At 64.4% G+C, this 20,195-nt stretch carries 13 protein-coding genes and 1 pseudogene; 11 read left to right on the forward strand and 3 right to left on the reverse strand.

The window, feature by feature from the left end; genetic code table 11:
* Positions 1-77 precede the first annotated feature (77 nt).
* The 10 genes from D573_RS0110415 (at position 78) to D573_RS0110460 (ending at position 12,939) form a co-directional block, all read left to right on the forward strand.
* Entirely contained in the window at positions 78-926 is an 849-nt protein-coding gene (locus D573_RS0110415; protein WP_018938546.1) for an ABC transporter ATP-binding protein, read from the forward strand.
* A 44-nt stretch (positions 927-970) separates the two neighbouring features.
* Positions 971-2,254 carry an ABC transporter substrate-binding protein gene (locus tag D573_RS0110420; protein ID WP_018938547.1) on the forward strand — a complete coding sequence of 428 codons (1,284 nt, stop codon included), beginning with the start codon at positions 971-973 and terminating at the stop codon, positions 2,252-2,254.
* Entirely contained in the window at positions 2,251-3,090 is an 840-nt protein-coding gene (locus D573_RS0110425; RefSeq protein WP_018938548.1) for an ABC transporter permease, read from the forward strand. Before D573_RS0110420 ends, D573_RS0110425 begins: the two co-directional genes overlap by 4 nt.
* A gap of 198 nt (positions 3,091-3,288) precedes the next feature.
* Positions 3,289-4,938 carry a sigma-54-dependent Fis family transcriptional regulator gene (locus tag D573_RS0110430; protein WP_018938549.1) on the forward strand — a complete coding sequence of 550 codons (1,650 nt, stop codon included), beginning with the start codon at positions 3,289-3,291 and terminating at the stop codon, positions 4,936-4,938.
* 188 nt (positions 4,939-5,126) lie between these two features.
* Positions 5,127-6,581: a CmpA/NrtA family ABC transporter substrate-binding protein gene (locus D573_RS0110435; RefSeq protein ID WP_018938550.1), complete on the forward strand. Its 1,455-nt coding sequence runs from the start codon at positions 5,127-5,129 to the stop codon at positions 6,579-6,581.
* Positions 6,582-6,584: 3 nt separating this feature from the next.
* Complete coding sequence (gene ntrB / locus D573_RS0110440) at positions 6,585-7,433, forward strand: nitrate ABC transporter permease (protein WP_018176619.1); 849 nt, start codon at positions 6,585-6,587, stop codon at positions 7,431-7,433.
* Between the two features lie 29 nt (positions 7,434-7,462).
* Positions 7,463-8,374 carry an ABC transporter ATP-binding protein gene (locus tag D573_RS0110445; protein ID WP_018938551.1) on the forward strand — a complete coding sequence of 304 codons (912 nt, stop codon included), beginning with the start codon at positions 7,463-7,465 and terminating at the stop codon, positions 8,372-8,374.
* Positions 8,375-8,410: 36 nt separating this feature from the next.
* Positions 8,411-8,857 (forward strand): cyanase, encoded by a 447-nt coding sequence (gene cynS / locus D573_RS0110450; RefSeq protein WP_018145423.1) that lies wholly within the window; start codon positions 8,411-8,413, stop codon positions 8,855-8,857.
* 127 nt (positions 8,858-8,984) lie between these two features.
* Entirely contained in the window at positions 8,985-11,450 is a 2,466-nt protein-coding gene (locus D573_RS0110455) for a bifunctional diguanylate cyclase/phosphodiesterase (RefSeq protein WP_018938552.1), read from the forward strand.
* Between the two features lie 238 nt (positions 11,451-11,688).
* Positions 11,689-12,939 carry a site-specific integrase gene (locus D573_RS0110460; protein ID WP_018938553.1) on the forward strand — a complete coding sequence of 417 codons (1,251 nt, stop codon included), beginning with the start codon at positions 11,689-11,691 and terminating at the stop codon, positions 12,937-12,939.
* Positions 12,940-13,318: 379 nt separating this feature from the next.
* Here D573_RS0110460 and D573_RS0110470 read toward each other — a convergent pair whose 3' ends face one another.
* From D573_RS0110470 to D573_RS0110480, 3 genes are read right to left on the reverse strand one after another with little or no spacing between them, the layout of a single operon-like run.
* Positions 13,319-13,627, reverse strand: a complete 309-nt coding sequence (locus tag D573_RS0110470) for a circadian clock KaiB family protein (protein ID WP_026287970.1) — start codon at positions 13,625-13,627, stop codon at positions 13,319-13,321.
* Positions 13,624-15,336: an ATPase domain-containing protein gene (locus D573_RS0110475; protein ID WP_018938555.1), complete on the reverse strand. Its 1,713-nt coding sequence runs from the start codon at positions 15,334-15,336 to the stop codon at positions 13,624-13,626. Before D573_RS0110475 ends, D573_RS0110470 begins: the two co-directional genes overlap by 4 nt.
* The gene (locus D573_RS0110480; protein ID WP_018938556.1) at positions 15,333-19,265 is read right to left on the reverse strand and encodes a PAS domain S-box protein; all 3,933 of its coding nucleotides are present in this window, start codon (positions 19,263-19,265) and stop codon (positions 15,333-15,335) included. The genes D573_RS0110475 and D573_RS0110480 overlap by 4 nt, the downstream gene beginning before the upstream one ends.
* A 604-nt stretch (positions 19,266-19,869) precedes the next feature.
* Here D573_RS0110480 and D573_RS0110485 point away from each other — a divergent pair.
* Positions 19,870-20,195, forward strand: a pseudogene (locus D573_RS0110485) (transposase); the annotation flags it as partial.

Below are 20,195 nucleotides of genomic sequence, written 5' to 3' on the forward strand. Positions count from 1 at the left end.
TGTAAGGAACCCCCTTGAACGCGCCGCCGATCCGATCCATCCGGCGGCTCATGAACGAAGGTCAAGAGGGAAACGCCATGGGCGCCGCCATCTCCATCGACTACATCACCCACCACTATCCCGGGCAGGAAGCCCCCACGCTCAAGGACATCCAGGTCACCGTCGCACCGGGCGAGACCGTCGCCCTGATCGGCCAGAGTGGCTGCGGCAAGTCCACCCTGCTGCACATGCTCGCGGGCCTGCTGCTGCCCAGCGAAGGCTGCGTGCGAATCAACGGCCACCAGGTCATCAAGCCGAGCCCGCGCTGGAACATGATGTTCCAGAAGCCCTCGCTCTACCCCTGGATGACAGTGCGCAAGAACGCCTCGCTGGGCCTGATCTTCCAGGGCCGCAAGACCGACATGCGCGAACGCATCGACCAGCTGCTGGAGACCGTGGGTCTGAGCGAGAAGGCCGAGGTCAACGTGCAGTCGCTCTCCGGCGGCCAGCAACAGCGCGTCGCCCTGGCCCGCAGCCTGGCCACCGACCCCGAGCTGCTCCTGCTCGACGAACCGTTCTCGGCCCTGGACGCCTTTACCCGCGTCGCCCTGCAGGACGAAGTCACCCGCCTGGCCCGGGAACGCGGGATCTCGGTGGTGTTCGTCACCCACGACATCGAAGAGGCCGTCGCCATGGCCGACCGCGTGCTGGTCATGGGCTCCAACCCGGGGACCATCACCGCCGAGCTGCCGATCAACATCGAACATCCGCGCGATCGCAACAGCCAGGCCTTCGTCGACCGCAAGGCCGAACTGATGGGCTACTTCGGCGCCACCCGTACCCCGGCCGCCACGAAGGACGACTCCGAAGCCCAGACGCCCGAGACCGAAGGCGAACACGCCGAATCGGCCTCTACCGAATCCCGGGCACGCGTACGCGCCGCCTGATCCATCTCCACCACTGCCCCGAACCCGAGCGAGGAACCGCCACCATGTGCAACTGCGACAACCACCACGACATCGACAGCGAACTGGACCGGCTGCTGGATCGCAGCTTCTCCCGTCGCAACTTCCTGCGTACCGCCGCCGTCGGCGGCCTGGCCGGGAGCGGGCTTGCCCTGCCCGGTTCATTGTTCGGGGCCGAACCCGGAAGCCTCGAGGAGCCCGAAGGCGTCGTCAGCGACTTCGACGGCGTCGTGCGCATCGGCTACATCCCCATCACCGACGCGGCCGCCCTGCTGGTCGCCCACTCCGAGGGCTACTTCGAGGACGAAGGGCTGGAGGTCGCCGACCCGACCCTGATTCGCGGCTGGTCGCCGCTGATCGAGTCCTTCGCCGCCAACCGCTTCAACCTCGTGCACCTGCTCAAGCCGATCCCGCTGTGGATGCGCTACCAGAATGACTTCCCGGTGAAGATCATGTCCTGGGCCCACACCAACGGCTCGGCCGTAGTGACCGGCCGCCATGTGGATGTACAGAGCTTCGCCGATCTCGGCGGCAAGAGCGTGGCCGTGCCCTATTGGTACTCCATGCACAACGTGGTCATGCAGATGGCCCTGCGCGACGCCGGCCTGACCCCGGTGATCCGCGACCAGGGTTCGGCCCTGGAGGCGCACGAGGTCAACCTGATGATCATGCCGCCGCCGGACATGCCCCCGGCGCTGGCCGCGCGCTCCATTGATGCCTACATCGTGGCCGAGCCATTCAACGCCGCCGGCGAGCTGCTGGCCCGCGGCAACGTGCTGCGCTTCACCGGCGATATCTGGAAGAACCACCCCTGCTGCGTGGTCTGCATGAACGAGCGCCTGACCGACCGCGAGCCGGAGTGGACCCAGAAGGTGATGAACGCCGTGGTCCGCGCCCAGGGCACGATCCAGGAAGACAAGAAGAGTGTCGCCACCATGCTCTCGCGCGATGGCAAGGGGTATCTCCCGATGCCCGCCAACGTGGTGGAACGCGCGATGACGAACTACCACGACGACAGCACCTACGCCGACAGCGGCGCGATCCGTCACCCCGAATGGGAGAACGGCCGCATCGACTTCTCGCCCTGGCCGTACCCGTCCGCGACGAAAATGCTGGTCGGCGCGATGAACGAGACCCTGGTCGGCGGCGACACTACCTTCCTCGAAGGCCTGGACCCGGACTTCGTGAGTGACGACCTGGTGAACTACGAGTTCGTGCGCAAGGCGATGGAAAAACACACCGCCTGGCAGGGCGCCCCGGGCGTGGACATGGATTCGCCCTATGCCCGCGAGGAGGTGGTGGTCCTATGAACCGCGAAGCCACACTCTCCGTCGACACCGCGACCGTGGAGCGGCTCATGCCGCTGCTGCGGTTCGCGGACCAAGCGCGCCGGGCGCTGCAGTACCCGGCGCTGGGCATCGCCGGCCTGTTCGCCCTGTGGTACTGGGGCGGCTGGGCCATCGGCAACAACGAGGACACGATGGCCTTCGCCAGCTTCGCCCCCGGGCCCACGCTGGCGGCCTTCTGGGACATCGTCAGCTCCGGGGCCGTGTGGTCGCCGATCGAGTCCAGCCTGTACCGCGTGGGCTGGGGCCTGGCCTACGCCATTGCCATCGGCGTGCCACTGGGCGTCATGATCGGCTACTTCCTGACGCTGAAGCAGGTCACCCACGTCCCGTTCCAGTTCCTGCGGATGATCTCGCCGCTGGCCTGGATGCCGGTCGCGGTCCTAGCCTTCGCCACCTGGGATGCGGCCATCATCTTCCTGATTGCCATCGCGGCCGTCTGGCCCATTACCTACGCCACCGCGCACGGGGTGCAACGGATCGATCCGATGTGGCTCAAGGTGGGCAACAACCTGGGCGCCAATCCGTACCACACCCTGCGCTACATCGTGATGCCCGCGATCGCCCAGGATGTGTTCGCCGGGATTCGCCTGGCGGTGGGTGTGGCCTGGATCGTACTGGTGCCGGCCGAGTACCTGGGCGTCACCTCGGGGCTGGGCTACGCCATCAACGATGCCCGCGACACCCTGGAGTACGACAAACTGGCCGCATTTGTTTTGGTCATCGGCATCATCGGCTACATGCTCGACGCCATCTGCGTGCGCCTGATCAAGCGCAGCAGCTATCACGCGGAGGGCTGATCCCCTCGGGCAATACCCGGGCCCGGCCATGAATGGCCGGGCCTTTTTGTGCGCCCGCAAAGCGGGCAAGCGCAACCCAACAGTGCAAGGCCCTGCCCCGCCTCGAGGCAACCGCGTCATCCCGACCCTGCCAGATGCCCCCGAACGCCCACCAACACGTCGTTTTCGCACTGGCAGGCTTTCTGCATAACCCACGGCATGGCACTCCACCGCATATCCGATTCGACCCCACCGGACCTGGCCACCCGGGAGCAGGAGATCACCCTGCTGCTGGAGGTTGCCAAGCTGATGGGCCGCTCCGGCGACCCGGATGCCGCGATCTACCGCATCCTCGGGATGATGTCCCAGCTACTGGGACTCAACCGCGGCCGCGTCCTGTTGCCGGATCCGAACAGCGGCCAACTGCGCATCCGCCACGCCTACGGCCTGACCGATGCCGAGCGCGACCGCGGCAGCTACAGCCTCGGCGAGGGTGTCACCGGGCGCGTCATGAAGACTGGCCAGATCGCCCTGATCCAGGACATCGACAACGAGCCCGAATACCTCGCGCGCGCCATTGACCGTTCCACCCTGCCGCAGGAGACCGTCGCCTACATCGCCGTGCCCATCGTCCAGGACGAACACGCCATCGGCGTGCTGGGCGTGCACCGGCTGCGACGCCGCTCGCGCCAGTTCCAGGACGACCTGAACCTGCTGCGGGTGATCGCGAGCATGATCGGCCAGGTGCTGCGCATCCACCAGCTGATCGCCGAGCGCACCGCCGAGCTGGTCTCGGAGAACCGCTACCTCAAGAGCGCCCTGGATACCCAGGGCGGGCAATACGGCATCCTCGGCGAGAGTCCGGCCCTGCGGCACGTCCTCAAGCAGGTCCACCGCATCGCGGACACTCAGGCCACGGTGCTGGTGACCGGGGCCTCCGGCACCGGCAAGGAGAAGATCGCGCGCATGATCCACCGGATCAGCCAGCGAAACGCCAAGCCGTTCATCTCCATCAACTGCGCCGCGATCCCGGCGGACCTGCTGGAATCCGAACTGTTTGGCCACGAGAAAGGGGCCTTCACCGGTGCCTCCAGCGCCAAGACCGGCAAGATCGCCCTGGCGGACGGCGGCACGCTGTTCCTGGACGAGATCGGCGACATGCCGGAGGCTCTCCAGTCCAAAATCCTGCGTGTGCTGCAGGAACGGGTGGTCCAGCCCATTGGCGGCAACCGCGATCTCCCGGTGGACGTGCGCATCATCGCCGCGACCCACCAGAACCTGCAGGCCGCGGTGAACGCCGGGAACTTCCGGCTCGACCTGTTCTACCGCCTGAACGTGATCCCGCTGCACATGCCGGCCCTGCGCGACCGTGCCAGCGACATCCGCCTGCTCACCCGCCACTTCCTCGACCGCTACACCCACCTGCACGGCTGGAACGTGGTCGTCGACGAAGGCGTGCTGGAACGCCTGGAGGCCTTCGACTGGCCCGGCAACATCCGCCAGCTGGAGAACGTGCTGGAGCGCGCCGTGCTGCTATCCACGGATGGCCGCATCGGCACGCCGCTGATCGACGAGATCCTGCACGAGGAATCCCGCATCAGCCCGTTCGAGGGCGAGCGGCACGGCCTCCGCGACGAGCATGCACCGGCACCATCGCGGCACAACGAGCCCCGAACCCTGCCCTCTTCCGGCGCGTCCTGCACCAGCGCGGTGCGCCCATATCAGCGCGTGCACGCTACCGAGGCGGAGCGCCTGAAGCGCGCGATCGAGCAGACCGGGGGCAACAAGACCCGCGCCGCGATGGACCTGGGCCTGACCCCGCGGCAATTGCGCTATCGCCTGAAAAAGCTCGGCATAGAAACCACTTAGGCCCACCGCTCAGACACCAGCGGACCTTTTGTCCGCTTCGTCGACAATGCCGACCAATGGTCCGATCTCCCGGCACTCGCGCGCCGCCCTGGCGGCCCATTCCCCACGCTTGGCATGGCACCTGCAATGACCCTCGACATGCGCGGCAACGATGCCCGCATCGATTCGACCCACGAGGAGAGCCGACCATGCCGACCAAGAGTCTTCACGATCCCTTTGACGCCAACGCCGACCTGCGCCACGGCTCCAGCTGCCGCCACGGGCACACCGGTCCCGGCAGCTGCAGCTGCTTCGACACCGCGTCCCCGGACCTGGAAGAGAAACTGGAACGACACGCCACCCATGAGCCCGTACAGGCCGATGCCCACGCCACCGGCGAGGACCTGAGCGACGAGGCCATGGTCGATCGCGCGGTGGAGAGCGCCATCGTCCGCGGCATGTTCGGCCACAACGAGATCAACCGCCGCCGCTTCCTGCAGATGATCGGGGGCGGCACGGTGGCCGCGGCCCTGGGCTCCATCCTGCCGCTGGACAAGGTCAAGGCCGCAATCAAGGACGGCGGGCCGCTGGAAAAGACCAAGCTGCGCGTCGGCTTCGTCCCGATCACCTGCGCCACGCCGATCATCATGGCCCACCCCATGGGCTTCTACGAGCGCCACGGCCTGGATGTCGACGTGATCAAGACCGCCGGCTGGGCGGTGGCCCGCGACATGTCGCTGTCCGGTGAGTACGACGCCTCGCACATGCTCTCGCCGATGCCGCTGTCGATGACCCTGGGCTCCGGCTCCTCGCGCGAGCACTACATCATGCCGGCGGTGGAGAACATCAACGGCCAGGCCATCACCCTGCACAACAAGCACAAGGACAAGCGCGATCCCAAGGACTGGAAGGGCTTCACCTTCGCCGTGCCCTTCGAGTACTCCATGCACAACTTCCTGCTGCGTTACTACGTCGCGGAGCACGGGCTGGATCCCGATCGCGACATCAGCATCCGCGTCGTGCCGCCGCCGGAGATGGTCGCCAACCTGCGTGCCGAGAACGTCGACGGCTACCTGGCTCCCGACCCCTTCAACCAGCGCGCGGTCTGGGACGGCATCGGTTTCATTCACATGCTGACCAAGGAGATCTGGGACGGCCACCCGTGCTGCGCCTTCGCCTGCTCGGCCGCCTTCGCCGACGAGCACCCGAACACCTTCGGCGCCCTGTTCCGCGCGTTGATCGAGGCCACCCAGTACAGCTCGGATATCAACAACCGCGCCGAGATCGCCGAGGCCATCTCCCCGCGTGCCTATCTCAACCAGCCGCAATCGGTGGTCGAGCAGGTGCTGACCGGGCGCTATGCCGACGGCCTGGGCGAGGTCAAGAACGACCCGCACCGGATCGACTTCGACCCCTTCCCCTGGCACTCGATGGCCACCTGGATCCTCACCCAGATGAAGCGCTGGGGCTATGTGGATCGAGACTTCGACTACAACCGCCTCGCGGAAGACGTCTTCCTCGCCAGCGAGTGCGCCGAGGTCATGACCGAGCTGGGCTACGAAGCGCCGAGCGACACCTACAAGAACTTCGAGATCATGGGCAAGGTGTTCGACTACACCGACCCGGAAGGTTATCTCGACAGCTTCGCAATCCGCAGGAGCTAAGCCATGTTGAGCAATCTCAACTTCCGGGCGACCGTTCTCTCGCTGGTGATGCTCGTGGTCTTCCTGGGCGTGTGGCAGCTGGCCACCGCCCCGGAGGTCCTCGCGCCGCAGCAGGGCGAGCTGAGCGAATACGAACAGCTGATGGGGGGCGGGACCGATCGCAGTTCCAGCAGCGGCATCCCGGCCCCCACCCAGGTGTTCAGCCACGCCTTCAGCGAACTGAGCAACCCGTTCTACGACGCGGGCCCGAACGACAAGGGCATCGGGATCCAGCTGGCCTACTCGATCTACCGGGTCCTGCTGGGCTTTGCCCTGGCCGCGCTGATCGCCATCCCGCTCGGCTTCGTGATCGGCATGTCGCCGCTGCTGAACAAGGCGTTCGATCCGTACATCCAGATCCTCAAGCCGATCTCGCCACTGGCCTGGATGCCGCTCGCCCTGTTCGTGATCCGCGACTCGAACATGTCGGCGATCTTCGTGATCTTCATCTGCTCGATCTGGCCGATGTTGGTGAACACCGCCTACGGCGTCGCCTCGGTGCGCAATGACTGGCTGAACGTAGCCAAGACCCACCAGCTGTCGAACCTGCGCACCGCGTTCACGGTCATCCTGCCCGCCGCGGCCCCGACCATCCTCACCGGCATGCGCATCTCCATCGGCATCGCCTGGCTGGTCATCGTCGCCGCCGAGATGCTCGTGGGCGGCACCGGCATCGGCTACTACATCTGGAACGAGTGGAACAACCTCGATCTCGCCAGCGTGATCTTCGCGATCATCATGATCGGCATCGTCGGCTTCCTGCTGGATGCCTCCCTCGCCCAGGCCACCAAATTCGTGCGCTACGCCGACTAAGTCGGCGCAGCCCAACCAGGAGACCTATCATGAGCAAGGGATTCCTCGAAATCGAGAACCTGAGCCAGCGCTTCCCGCAGCCCGACTCCAGCGAACTGATGACCGTGTTCGAGGGCGTCGACGTGACCATCAACAAGGGCGAGTTCGTCTGCCTGATCGGTCACTCCGGCTGCGGCAAGTCCACCATCCTGAACGTGCTCGCCGGTCTGGCCACACCGACCGACGGCAACGTGATCATGGACAACAAGGAGATCAACGGCCCCAGCCTCGACCAGGGCGTGATCTTCCAGAACCACAGCCTGCTGCCGTGGCTGTCGGCGCGCGACAACGTGATGTTCGCGGTGCGCGCCCGCTGGCCGAACTGGAGCAAGGCGAAACGCCTGGAACACGCCGAGCGCTACCTGCACATGGTGGGCCTGGACCACGCCATGGACCGCAAGCCCTCGCAACTCTCCGGCGGCATGCGCCAGCGCGTCGGCATCGCCCGGGCCTTCGCCATCGAACCCAAGCTGCTGCTGATGGACGAGCCCTTCGGGGCCCTGGACGCCCTGACCCGCGGGGTCATCCAGGAGGAGCTGCTGAAGATCTGGTCGGAGACGCACCAGACCGTGTTCATGATCACCCACGACGTGGACGAGGCGATCCTGCTTGCCGACCGCGTGCTGCTGATGACCAACGGGCCGCATGCCCAGGTCGCCGAGTCGGTCAAGATCGACATCCCCCGGCCGCGGGAGCGCGCCAGTCTGCATCAGCAGGAGGCCTACTACCCGATCCGCAACCACCTGGTCGACTTCCTCGTGAACGGAGCCAAGGAGATGTCGGCCAAGGCCCAGGCGGGCGCCGCCCGCGGTGACAACCCGCGCCACAGCCCGCGCATCGTCAACCCGGCCAAGCCCGAGGCCAGCCCGGAACCCGGTCCGCGCATGGTTCGCGCGGTCTGACCCCCAGTCCATCCATCGCATTCTAAGGAGCACATGATGAGTCTCAGCAAGAGCGCCATGACCACCACCATCCTCGAGGCCAAGGAGAACCGCGGAACCACCTGGGCCGCGATCGCCGAGGCCACCGGGCTGCACGAGGTCTACGTGACCTCCGCCTGCTACGGCATGAACCACCTGGAGGGCGACCAGGCCGACAAGCTGGCGACCTTCCTCGGCCTCGGCCCCGAGGTCTCGCAGGCGCTGCAGGCCTTCCCGCACAAGACCTGGGACAAGACCATCCCCACCGACCCGGTGATCTATCGCTTCTACGAGGCGATCAACGTCTACGGCGACACCATGAAGGCGCTGATCCACGAGAAGTTCGGTGACGGCATCATGAGCGCCATCGACTTCACCATGGACATCGACAAGGTCGAGGACCCGAAGGGCGACCGCGTGAAGATCACCTGGAACGGCAAGTTCCTGCCCTACAAGAGCTGGTAGCGTGCCCCATCGGTCACGCGGCGGCCAGAAGCGCCGCGTGACCGCCCCTTCCCGCGAGCCGGTAGCCCAGCGCCCGTTCGCGCCCCAACGTGTACGGCAAGTCCCTTCGCATAGTAGGCTCTTGCCGATGCGCCATCCATCCACCCTGCCCCGTCTGCTGATCCTGCTGATCAGCCTGTCCGTTGCCGCCCCCGCAATGGCGGCAAATAGTGACGGCGCCAGCGTATACACCATCGGCGTGCTGGCCTTTCGCGATGCCGAAGAGACCAAGGCCCAGTGGCAACCCACAGCCGACTACCTGAGCACGCAGGTCGACGCGGCCGAATTTCGCATTCAGGCACTTAACTATCCGGACCTGGAGCAGGCCGTCGCCACCGGGGACGTCGATTTCGTCCTCACCAACACCGGCCATTACGTGCGCCTGGAGGCGCAACAAGGCATCACCCGCCTGGCCACCCTCATCGCCGAGGAGCAAGGCCAGCCCATTCGTCAGTTCGGCGGGACGATCCTGGTCCTCGACGAACGCAATGACCTCCAGTCACTGGACGACCTTCGCGGGCAGCGGTTGCTGGCGGTGGAAGAAGACTCTCTGGGCGGTTGGCTGGCCGGTTACGGGGCCCTGCGCGACGCTGGGGTGGATCCGTTCGAGGACCTGGCGTCCGTTCACTACACGGGCATGCCTCACTACCGGGTGCTCGAGGGCGTGCTAACCGGCGAGGCCGACGCCGGCATGGTGCGCACCGGCGTGCTGGAGGAACGACTGCAATCGGGCGACCTGCCCGCCGACACCCTGCGTGTACTGGCGCCCCGCAAGACGGCGGGGTTCCCATTTGCCCACTCCACCCGGCTTTACCCCGAATGGCCGTTCTCGCGCCTTGGGCACACCCCTGACCAACTGGCCGAAGCCGTCACGATCGCCCTGCTGAGCCTGCCCTCGGATCACCCCGCGGCGCGCGAAGGCGGCTACCACGGCTGGTCGGCCCCATTGTCCTACGCGGCGGTACATGAACTCCTGGAAGAACTCGGCCGCCCGCCCTATGACCGCACCGTGGCCATCAGTCTGCGCGCCTACTGGGAGGCTCGGCCGGAGGTCCTGCTCGGCTTCATGGCGGGACTATTGCTGCTGAGCGGGTTGGCTGCGCTCTACTACCGCCGTCTGACCCGGCGGCTTTCACTGGAGGTCGAGCAACGCCGCGCGGCGCAGGGCCGCCTGCGCGCACACGAAGCTCGCCTGGCGTACCAGGCGGGGCATGACCCGCTGACCGGACTGCCCAACCGCACGCTGCTGCAGGAGCACCTTGACGAGGCCATGCAACAGGCTAGCCAGCGGGAAGGCCTGGTGGCAATCCTGTTCGTGGATCTGGACCGCTTCAAGAACATCAACGACAGCCTCGGCCACCGCGTCGGCGATGACCTCCTGCAAATCCTGGGCGAGCGCCTGAAGACGCGCTTCAAGGCTCGCACCGTGGCCCGGATTGGGGGCGACGAATTCATCGCGGTAATCGACGACGCCGCAGAACATCAAGAGCTCGAGGCCCGCGCCCGCCAGCTACTGGAGCTCATAGCCGAACCCTTTGCCGTCGGCGGCTGGACCAACTTGCAGGTAGGCGCGAGCATCGGTATTGCACTGTTCCCGGAGGACGCCACCGAAGCCGGTGAGCTTCTCACCCAGGCGGATGCGGCGATGTACGAGGCCAAGGACGCCGGGCGCAACACCTTCCGCTTTTACCGGACCGCCCTCACCGATGCCGCCAACCAGCGCCTGGAGATCGAGAACCGGCTGCGGCACGCCCTGGTCCAGAACGAACTGGAGGTGTTCTACCAGCCTCAGATACACATGACGTCCGGGAAGATCACCGGGATCGAGGCCCTGGTGCGCTGGCGGGACCCCGAACGCGGCCTGATCGCGCCGGACGTGTTCATACCGCTGGCCGAGGAAACGGGCCTGATCACCGCCATCGGGGATTTTGTCCTGCGCGAGGCCTGCCGCCAGGTCGTGGAATGGGATCGTCAGGGCCTGCCGCCGCTGGAGGTCTCGGTCAACCTGTCGGCGCGCCAGGTCGCCGCACCGGGCCTGCTCCATCAGCTCCGCCAGGTGCTGAACGAATCCGGACTCCCCGCGCAACGCCTGACCCTGGAGCTCACCGAAAGCACCCTGATGGAACAGGCCGACACGACCCGCGGCACCCTGCAACAGCTCAAGCATCTGGGCGTGGCACTGGCCATCGACGACTTCGGCACCGGGTATTCGTCGCTGGCCTACCTGAAGGAATTCGCGATCGACATCCTGAAGATCGACCAGACCTTTGTGCGCGACCTGCCGGAGGACCGCAACGACGCCGAGCTGGCCATGACCATCATCGACATGGCCCACAACCTGGGGCTGGATGTGCTCGCCGAGGGAGTTGAAACCCAGGCGCAACGCGCGTTTCTGGCCGCGCAGGGCTGCGATGCCTGGCAGGGCTACTTGTGCAGCCGCCCGCTTCCCGCCGCATCCCTGGCCCGACTCGTGAACGACCACGAACCCGAGCCGTTCGCGCGCCGGGCCCCGGTAAAGGCCGCCATGGCCCCACGGGGCCACCTGCGCAGCTAACCCTGAAAAAGGAAAAGGCCTGCGAAAGCAGGCCTTTTCCTTGGTGTTTGGTGGAGCGGAGGACCACCGCCCCGGTGTTTCAATAGGTCTCACAGAGCCTCTCTATCTCTCTGGTTCTTCGGCCCTTTTCCGGACTCCCCGTTCTCTCCTTGTTGAACTTCGTCTCAACCTGTAGCATCCAAGAACATCTTTTTTGGGTATACAGGAGGCACTACACAAAAAGCCTCCACATAACTCTGTGAGGGACACCGTGCCGAAGAAGGCGAAGGAGCTAACCGCCATTGAGGTCAAACGGATCGACCGTCCAGGCTTCCATGCGGTGGGCGGCGTGTCCGGCCTGACGCTGCGGGTGACGGACACCGGATCGCGGCAATGGGTGTTACGCGCGCGCGTGGCCGGAAAGCGGCGCAACTTCGGTCTTGGAGGATTCCCCGATGTCATGCTCGCACAAGCCCGTGAGCGGGCGCGGGAGCTGAAGGATCAACTGTGGCGGGGAATCGATCCAGTAGCCGAACGCAGAGCCGAAGAAGACGCGAGGCGCGCCGAGGAAGCCAAGCGGCTCACCTTCGCCGAGGCCGCCCACCAATGCCATGCCGCGAAGCAAGACGAGTTCCGCAACCTGAAGCACCGCAAGGATTGGATTCGCTCGCTGGAGCACTACGCCTTCCCGACGATGGGCAAACTTCCGGTCTCCGCTATCGAGTTGGGGCACGTCAAAGCCGTATTGGACCCGATCTGGAAAGAAAAGACCGAGACGGCCAGCCGGATACGCCAGCGCATTGAATCGGTGCTCAGCTGGGCCACCGTGAGCGGTTATCGCGAAGGCGACAACCCGGCCCGCTGGAAAGGGAACCTGGAGGTTGCGTTGCCTGCCCCGCGCAAGATCCGCAAGCGCGACCATTACCGAGCCCTGCCCTGGAACGATGTCCCAGCATTCATGGAGGCGCTGCGCCAACGGCCCGGCATGGGCGCACGGGCGCTGGAATTCGCCATCCTGACGACCGCCCGATCGGGTGAAGTGCGCGGCGCAACGTGGGATGAAATCGATCTGGACGCCCGAACATGGACAGTGCCTGCTGAACGGATCAAAGCGGGCAAACAGCACAGGGTTCCGTTGTCCGATGAAGCCGTGGCCCTGCTGGAAGCCCTGCCCCGCTTCGCGAACTCCAATTTGCTATTCACCGCACCCCGAGGCGGTGCGCTGTCCGATATGAGTATCAGCGCCGTCTGCAAACGCATGCAGGTGGACGCGGTACCGCACGGATTTCGATCGACGTTCAAGGACTGGGCCCGCTCCTGCACCACCTACGCCGATGAGGTGAGCGAATTAGCGCTGGCGCACGTCAACAGCGATGCCACCCGAGCGGCCTATGCCCGCGACGAGTTGTTACCTCAGCGGGCGCGACTAATGGCCGATTGGGCGCGGTTTCTCCGCGAAGGGACGCCAGACGGGGCCACCGTTACCAGCATCGAAGATGCTCGGGCCTGACAGGCCTGCGCAAAGAGAATCGACGTCGAGACCCTGAACGTCAACATCGCCTCGGGCATCCCGGTCCACTTTAGTCCTTCACCTTCCGGCCGCCTTCGACTTGCTTCAGCGTCTGAACAATCTGGCTTTCCGTAAACCGACTCTTGCGCATCTCGGCCTCCTTTGGCTCTAGTGTGCCCGGAGACCTCCAGTTTTCAATGGACCGAATTTACTGGAAGGCGACACATGCTGTCGCACTCAACCTCGAAAAGTCACGCTGTGGTTCAGCAGGTTACGTCGGAAACACTAGCAGCAGAAATGGCCTCAGACACGGCACGATGCTTGAAGATCACCAGCACGCAGGCCCAGCGCTCTCCAAATGTGCCGACCGGCGACTCTACTAACCGGCTTTCAGGTCGGAAAGGAAGCGATGCAGGGTGTCCTCGTCGGAGAGATCGCCGTAGAGCATGAGGACCCCTCCGGTGTCGCTTGTCTTCAGCAGAGAGGGGGTGGCGAACACGGAGTGCGTGATGCTCTCCTCGGGTTGTTCCAGCAGATCGATCTCGTAGGGCCGAAGGTCGCTGCGGCCGATCTGTTCGAGCATGTGGGCCAGGTTGGCACGCGCCCGTTGCGAGCGCGGCGCAGTGCCAGTCAAGAACAGGGTCAGAACCGGCATCGACGACTCGCCTGATGGTTGGCTGGCGTTCATGGTTGTTCCCCCTCATCGCTGCCCACATGCGCAGGCGGGTGTTCGCTCTCGGGATCGCGTCGCTGCTTGATGTGCTCGCGGTAGACCCGTTCCAAACGTTCCGTTTCGGCCAACTCGTCTTTCTCCAGTTCCAGTTCGGCCGCGAGGCGACGATGCTCGAGCTCGCTCTGTTCGATGCGCCGCTCAAGATCGAGCCGCCGTCGCTCTCGCTCTCGTTGCTGGCGGCGCTCGGCCGCGGCATCCTCGCGTTCTCGGGTCGCACGCGCCGTGCCCATCAGCACCTCGGAGCCGTGCTCGTAGACATCGGCCAGATCGATACCTGCATCCGAGAGCAGCAGTTCGCGCTCTTGGTTCGAATGGCCCGAACCGCGCGATTTCACGATCGACAGCGAGCGGTTTCGCTCGCCACCTCGGACGTTGTAGTCGAGTACGATCCAGCTATCGGCGAGAGTCGAGACTTGGCCCTGCGTGGCCTCGCCCTCCGGGTCAAGCACGCCGCTCAATGAAGTGAGCACGGTGGTTATCCCGCGGCGCCGTACCAGGTCGATCAGGTGTTCGGTCGCCATCTCCGCTCCCTCGGTGCCACTGGACTTGAGCAGCGCGGAAACCGGGTCAATCACCAAGCAGTGAGGGTCGAATGAGTCAAGCAGGCGGCGCAGGAGCAGGAAGTGCTCGGTTACTCGCAAGCCAAACGCGGACAGGCCCTCAAAGCGCACGAGTCCATCCTCGATCGGGCCGCGCAGATCGACCCCGACCGAGGCAAGGTTGCGCACGTACGGCGCTTCCACCTCGTCGAAACTCACGTACAACGTACGTTCGCCGCGCCGGGCGGCGGCCTGTGCAAAACTACCCGCTAGGGTGCTCTTGGCGGTGCCGGGCCGACCGGAAACCAGCAGGCTCGAACCCCGGTAAATGCCGCCGTCGAGCAGTTTGTCCAGCCGATCAATCCCGGTGCTGAGGCGCTCTTGGCTCGCCACCACCGCGCCGGTTGGCGGCTTTTCATGGTAGGGCAACTGGATTCCGTCGTCGTCCATGATCATCGGAAGTTCGTCCGCCACGTGCCCGGATCCCCGGAACTTGGCGATGCGCAGCGACCGGTTCAGTTGCTGGTCGACCACCCGCGCGGCAAGCACAAGAGTCGCCGAGAGCAGGAACTCTATGCCCTCGAGATGGGCCGGCGCCATGCTCTCTCCGGTGGCCTTGCCCGTCAGCAAAAGGGTCCAGCCGCGCTTTTCACAGTACTCGTCGATCCGGCGCACTTGGTCAATCGCGACTCGGGGGTCCGGCTGGTACTGCAAGAGCTGGTCGATGCCGTCGAACACGACCCAGGCCCCGCGGGCCTGCGTAATGGCGGCCGCGACGACGCTTAGCAAGCCCTCGATATCGAATTCGCCGGCTACCTGAACCCCAAGGGGCGGGCGTCCGTCGATCACTCGCCACCGGTCCGACTCGAGCAGGTGTGCCCCCCAGCGGAAGGAGGCGGCGTCTCGCTTTACCTGCGCCGGCGATTCCTCGAAGGTCACGAACACGCCGCCCTCGCCGCGTTCGATGGCACGGGCCAGCACCTGCAGGCCCAGCACAGTTTTACCCGCTGCGGCTTGGCCGAGCACCAGTGTCGCCTGGCCCGCCGGCAGGCCGCCCCGGGTCACCTCGTCCAGCCCCGATATTCCCGTCTCGCGCTTGTGCAATTTCGTGTCGATCTCGTTCATTTTGGATTCCTCGGCTCGTGGACTTCGCCTCCGGTGCGTGAGCAGACGGTTTTGTGAGAATGCGGCCGGTTCAGCGGAAGGGTGCTGCGCTGCTCGAGCAACCAGCGAAAGTCCTCGGCCTCCAGTGGCATGCTGAAGTAAAAACCCTGGCCGAAATAGCAGCCCATTGACTGCAGCTCGTCGCTCACAGCAGCCGATTCGATGCCTTCCGCGATGACCTCTGCCTCCAGCGTCTTCGCAAGCATTATCACCGTCTCGACGATATTGCGGCTGAGGCGATCATCGAGGAGGTGAAACACGAAGCCCTGGTCGATCTTGATCTCGTTGAAGGGATACCGATGCAGGTACAACAGCGATGAATAGCCGGTGCCGAAATCGTCCAGCGATAGCCACACGCCCATGTCGCACAGTCTGCGCATCTGGTTAAGCAGCAATTCGGATTCTCGTTCGAAGACGCTTTCGGTGATCTCCAGCGCCAGCTCCTCCGGCGCGACCCCGGTCTCGTTGAGGACAGTTAAGACTCGACTCGCGAAATCGCCCGTTTGGAACTGTATCACCGACACGTTCACGGCCACCCGTACCGGTTCAAATCCGGCATCACGCCAGTCGCGAAGGTGCTGGCAGGCACGTCGCAGTGCCCAGTCACCGATCGGCACGATTAGCTGGCTTTGCTCGGCGATGGGGATGAAAACGCCAGGCGACATCAGCCCCCGCTCGGGATGGTTCCAGCGCAGTAACGCCTCGCAGGCGACCAGCGTGCCACTGTCGAGATCGACCTTTGGCTGGAAGTGCAGTTCGAGCTGGTCCTCGCTGAGCGCCTCTCGCAGATCACGAGTCAGCTCAATACGTTGCTGAATCTCCTCCTGGAGCCCGGCGTTGTAGGCGACCCAGGGGGCGGACGGCTCCTTGCGATGCTGGAACAGGGCACGCTCTGCTTCCCGGAGTAGAGTCTGGACCGGACGTTGTTGCTCCCCCAAGGGCGTGTAGCCCATCCGGACCGAGATCTCGATGTCGAGACCATTGAGTTCGAACGAGGCAGACAACGACTCCAGTGCCCGAGACAGACGCTCCTGCAACGCCTCGCCTTTCACCGGCAACAGGAACAGCGTGAATTCGTCGCCGCCCATGCGGCCGACGCGATTGTGCTCATCAGCTTGCGCGCCCAGCCGTCGGCCGAACTCGACCAGCAGCCGATCGCCGCCCTCGTAGCCATAGGCGTCGTTTATTTCCCGCAGGCCGACGATGTCGACCATCACTAACACACCCTGTGTCGGCCAACCGTCACTGTCGATCCATCGTTGCAGGTGTCGGCTAAAACCGTTGCGCGAGTAGAGCCCGGTCAGCTGATCCTCATAGGCGATCCGGCTGAGTTCGCGATCGGCCTCCTTGAGCGCGGTGACGTCCTGATTGATTGCGACATAGTTGGTGACCTGTCCCTGCTCGTCCTTCAGCGGGGAAATGACCTCTTGGACCCAGTAGGGTGAACCATCCTTGCTACGGTTCTGTATCTCGCCCGTCCAGACGTTTCCGGACTTGATCGTCTCCCAGAGTTCGCGGTACTTGCTGGCCGGCGTGTTGCCCCCCTGGACGAGCGCCGGCGTTTCCCCAAGCAGTTCGTTCGAGGTGTAACCCGAGATTCGCTCAAAAGCGGGATTGACGTACTCAATGCGACCGTCAAGGTCGGTGACCGCGATCGGGGCCGGGCTCTGGTCGGTGATGTGCGCTAGCTTGCGCAGTTCCCGTTCGCGTTCGCGCTGGCTTGTCACGTCCTGCAAGGCGCCCTGCACTTGCACGATATGGCCACGCTCGTCGCGTACCGGCTCGCCCAACGTCCGAACCCACACGCGGCGCCCGTTGGCATCGATGATCTCGAGTTCCTCGTCGAAGGGCACACCCTGCTCGGCACAGGCCGAAAAACGCTTGCGGATGCAATCGCGGTATTCTGGGGCGTAGAAGGATATACCCTGCTCGATGGTGGGAGAGTAACGAGGTGGCATGCAGTGAATCTCGGCCACAACGTTCGACCACTCGACATGGTTGCTCCCGAGATCGACAAACCACCCACCGAATCGGGCGGCCCGGCCAGAGAGGCTGAGCAAGCGGAACTGGCGTGTCAGTTCGGCCTCGGCCTCGCGAATCTCGGTCACGTCGGTGATCACCGCGCCGACCCAACGCTCCCCGCTACCGATCCCGTCCAGGGGAAAACAGCGCACCAGCAATTTGCGCCATCCCAGCCCAGGTTGTTTGCGTTCGATCTCGTAGTGTTGGGCTTCGCCGGTAAAACAGCGATCCAGGTGGGGTTTCACGATCCGCTCGAAGTGATCCGCGCCGATCACCGCGGGCACGCGGCGTCCCTCGATCTCCTCGGGGGACACCCCGTGGCTTTTGCAGTACGCCTGATTGGCCCAGAGGTACCGATAGTCGGCGTCGGCGATAGCGAACAGATCGTCGCTGGCTTCGAGGAGCGAGCGGCAATGGTCGAAGCGGCTGGTGTGGCCGCAACGGGTTGCATGCGCGACTTGGCCGTCGTCCGGCCTCGGGTTGCCAGCCTCGTCAGGGTCGGGGTGCGGCCTAGCGCCCCGCTCGATGGCTCGCACGTCCGTGTCGACGGCCCGGGCGGCATCGAGCGCCGTAGAAGGCGCGCTCGCTGGCATGTCCGGCGGGCTTGCCATGCAGACCCGGTTTCTTCCCGATCCCTTGGCCTTGTACAGGGCCTCGTCCGCCCGTCTGAAACCAGCCTTGGGGCTGTCGCCGGCCCATATCTGCGTTCCCCCCAGGCTGATAGTCAACCCAGTTAGCACCTCACCGAACTCGGTCGCCTCTACGCTGGCGCGTAGCGACTCGGCCAATGCTTTCGCACCGTCGAGCGAGGTATCCGGCAGGAGAAGGGCGAATTCCTCACCGCCCCAGCGGGCCAAGACGTCACTTTCACGCACGCGTTCCAAGATATGGCTCACCAGCTCCTTGAGCACATCGTCGCCCACGAGGTGGCCGTGCTTGTCATTGACCCTCTTGAAGTGATCGATATCCACGATCAAGAGCGACAGCGGCTCGCCGCGCCGGCCGCTGCGGGCAATTTCCTTCTCGACCAGCCTGTCAAAGAAGTGCCGATTGAACGCGCCGGTCAGGCGATCGTGATATGCAGCGTGTTCGAGTTGCGCTTCCAGAGTCAGTTGTCGGGAGATGTCCCGGAAAATCACGACCACGCCCTCGATCTCGCCGAACATACCGTGGAGTGGTGTGGCAAAACTCTCGACGGATAGAGGTTGGCCATCGGCACGAAAGAACGTATCCCGCCAGGCTTTCAACGGCTCGTCGGTTTGCATCACATGGTTGATCGGGGATTCGGACTCGGGATAATTTCGGCCATCCGGATACTGGGCTTGGATCAGTTCATGCGCGTTGAGACCGAGAAGATCTTCCTCGTCCGTGTACCCAAGCAGATCCAGTGCGGCCTGGTTCATCAAGGTCAGTCGCCCATCGCGGTCGAGACCGATCACGCCCTCGCCGAGGCTAGCCGTTACATGCTGGTTGAATCGCTCGAAGGACACGCGTTCGGTGATGTCACGCTGAACCGATACGTAATGCGTGATTTGTTCCCGCTCATCCAGCACCGGACTGATGCGCCAGTGCACCAAATATGGGGTGCCGTCCTTGCGGTAGTTGAACGCCTGCCCTTCGAAAGAGCTGCCCTGTGCAATGCTGGCGCGCAATCGTTGCAGCACGGCACGGTCGGTCGCCGGACCTTGGAGGATCCGTGGTGTCTGGCCGAGCAGTTCCTCCGCCGTGTATCCGGTTTGCTCGCAGAGGGCCGGGTTGACGTAAACGATTTCGGGGCCGGGTGGGTCCAGATCGCCAGTCGTGATGAGGACGGCGTTGTACGCCTGGTCGATGGCTTGGCGAAACACCCAGTCTTGAAATGCTGACATAGCGGCTCCACCGAGCGTGCTGCATTGCTCTGCGCTGATTAGCGGATCGTTTGTTACGAGAGACGACCCGAGGAACGCAGTAATCCCGGCGGTCTGGCTCGTCACCATGGTACTTCGTTCATGTTGCCGTTGCCGAACCGTCGATGCCGAGATCGAGGACAATCTAGTGGCGGCCGGTGCCTGCTCGCCGGATCAGAGCCACTGCTCCCCGCTTGTTTTCGGGACTGTACCGATTCCCTTCGACTTGAACACATCTTTGGCCCAGTATGGCCTTCTGTAAGCGTCCGACCAAATACAGCATTACGCAACAAGTTAAAAAGGACCGTGCGTTCCGACGGCTCTCCCACGAGTCGATCACGAACTTCCCGGTACACTCGACTCCCCGGCGCGCAATCAGCCGGCGTGAACAAGGATTTTGAGCCTGGAGGAAAAACCGGCCTCAGCCCCGTTTCACCGCCTTTTCATAGAGCCCCGGAAAGCGTCCTTCGGGATCGCATTCGCGTTTGAGGGCCTCGTAGGCCGCGCGGTCGTAGTTCTGCCAGGGGTTCTACCCCGTTAAAGCGGACACTTACGAGAAGGCCCATACTGGGCCGAAGGAGTGTTCATGTCGAAACGTAAACGTTACACCCCGGAATACAAGCGGGAAGCGGTGGAGTTGGTTCGTCGATCGGGCACAAGCTGCCGGCAGATTGCCTTGGAGCTGGGTATCAGTCCGACCCTGCTGACCCGCTGGGTTCGGGAGGCGGAGGCCGGGGCCAGCAAGGCCTTTTCCGGTACCGGGACGCCAAGGGATGAGGAGGTCGCGCGTCTGAGGCGCGATCTGGCCCGGGTGACCAAGGAACGGGATTTTTTAAGAGACGCGGCCGCGTACTTTGCCAAGGGATCATCACCCGGTACGAGATGATTCAGCGCTGCCGCAACGAGTACCCG

Source organism: Thioalkalivibrio sp. AKL9 (genome assembly GCF_000377825.1).
Taxonomy (GTDB): Bacteria; Pseudomonadota; Gammaproteobacteria; order Ectothiorhodospirales; family Ectothiorhodospiraceae; genus Thioalkalivibrio; species Thioalkalivibrio versutus.

Bases quoted from the DNA above. Each gene is read 5' to 3' on its own strand.
- D573_RS0110415 (WP_018938546.1), top strand. From the start codon at position 78: ATGGGCGCCGCCATCTCCATCGACTACATCACCCACCACTATCCCGGG.
- D573_RS0110420 (WP_018938547.1), top strand. From the start codon at position 971: ATGTGCAACTGCGACAACCACCACGACATCGACAGCGAACTGGACCGG.
- D573_RS0110425 (WP_018938548.1), top strand. From the start codon at position 2,251: ATGAACCGCGAAGCCACACTCTCCGTCGACACCGCGACCGTGGAGCGG.
- D573_RS0110430 (WP_018938549.1), top strand. From the start codon at position 3,289: ATGGCACTCCACCGCATATCCGATTCGACCCCACCGGACCTGGCCACC.
- D573_RS0110435 (WP_018938550.1), top strand. From the start codon at position 5,127: ATGCCGACCAAGAGTCTTCACGATCCCTTTGACGCCAACGCCGACCTG.
- ntrB (WP_018176619.1), top strand. From the start codon at position 6,585: ATGTTGAGCAATCTCAACTTCCGGGCGACCGTTCTCTCGCTGGTGATG.
- D573_RS0110445 (WP_018938551.1), top strand. From the start codon at position 7,463: ATGAGCAAGGGATTCCTCGAAATCGAGAACCTGAGCCAGCGCTTCCCG.
- cynS (WP_018145423.1), top strand. From the start codon at position 8,411: ATGAGTCTCAGCAAGAGCGCCATGACCACCACCATCCTCGAGGCCAAG.
- D573_RS0110455 (WP_018938552.1), top strand. From the start codon at position 8,985: ATGCGCCATCCATCCACCCTGCCCCGTCTGCTGATCCTGCTGATCAGC.
- D573_RS0110470 (WP_026287970.1), bottom strand. From the start codon at position 13,627: ATGAACGCCAGCCAACCATCAGGCGAGTCGTCGATGCCGGTTCTGACC.
- D573_RS0110475 (WP_018938555.1), bottom strand. From the start codon at position 15,336: ATGAACGAGATCGACACGAAATTGCACAAGCGCGAGACGGGAATATCG.
- D573_RS0110480 (WP_018938556.1), bottom strand. From the start codon at position 19,265: ATGTCAGCATTTCAAGACTGGGTGTTTCGCCAAGCCATCGACCAGGCG.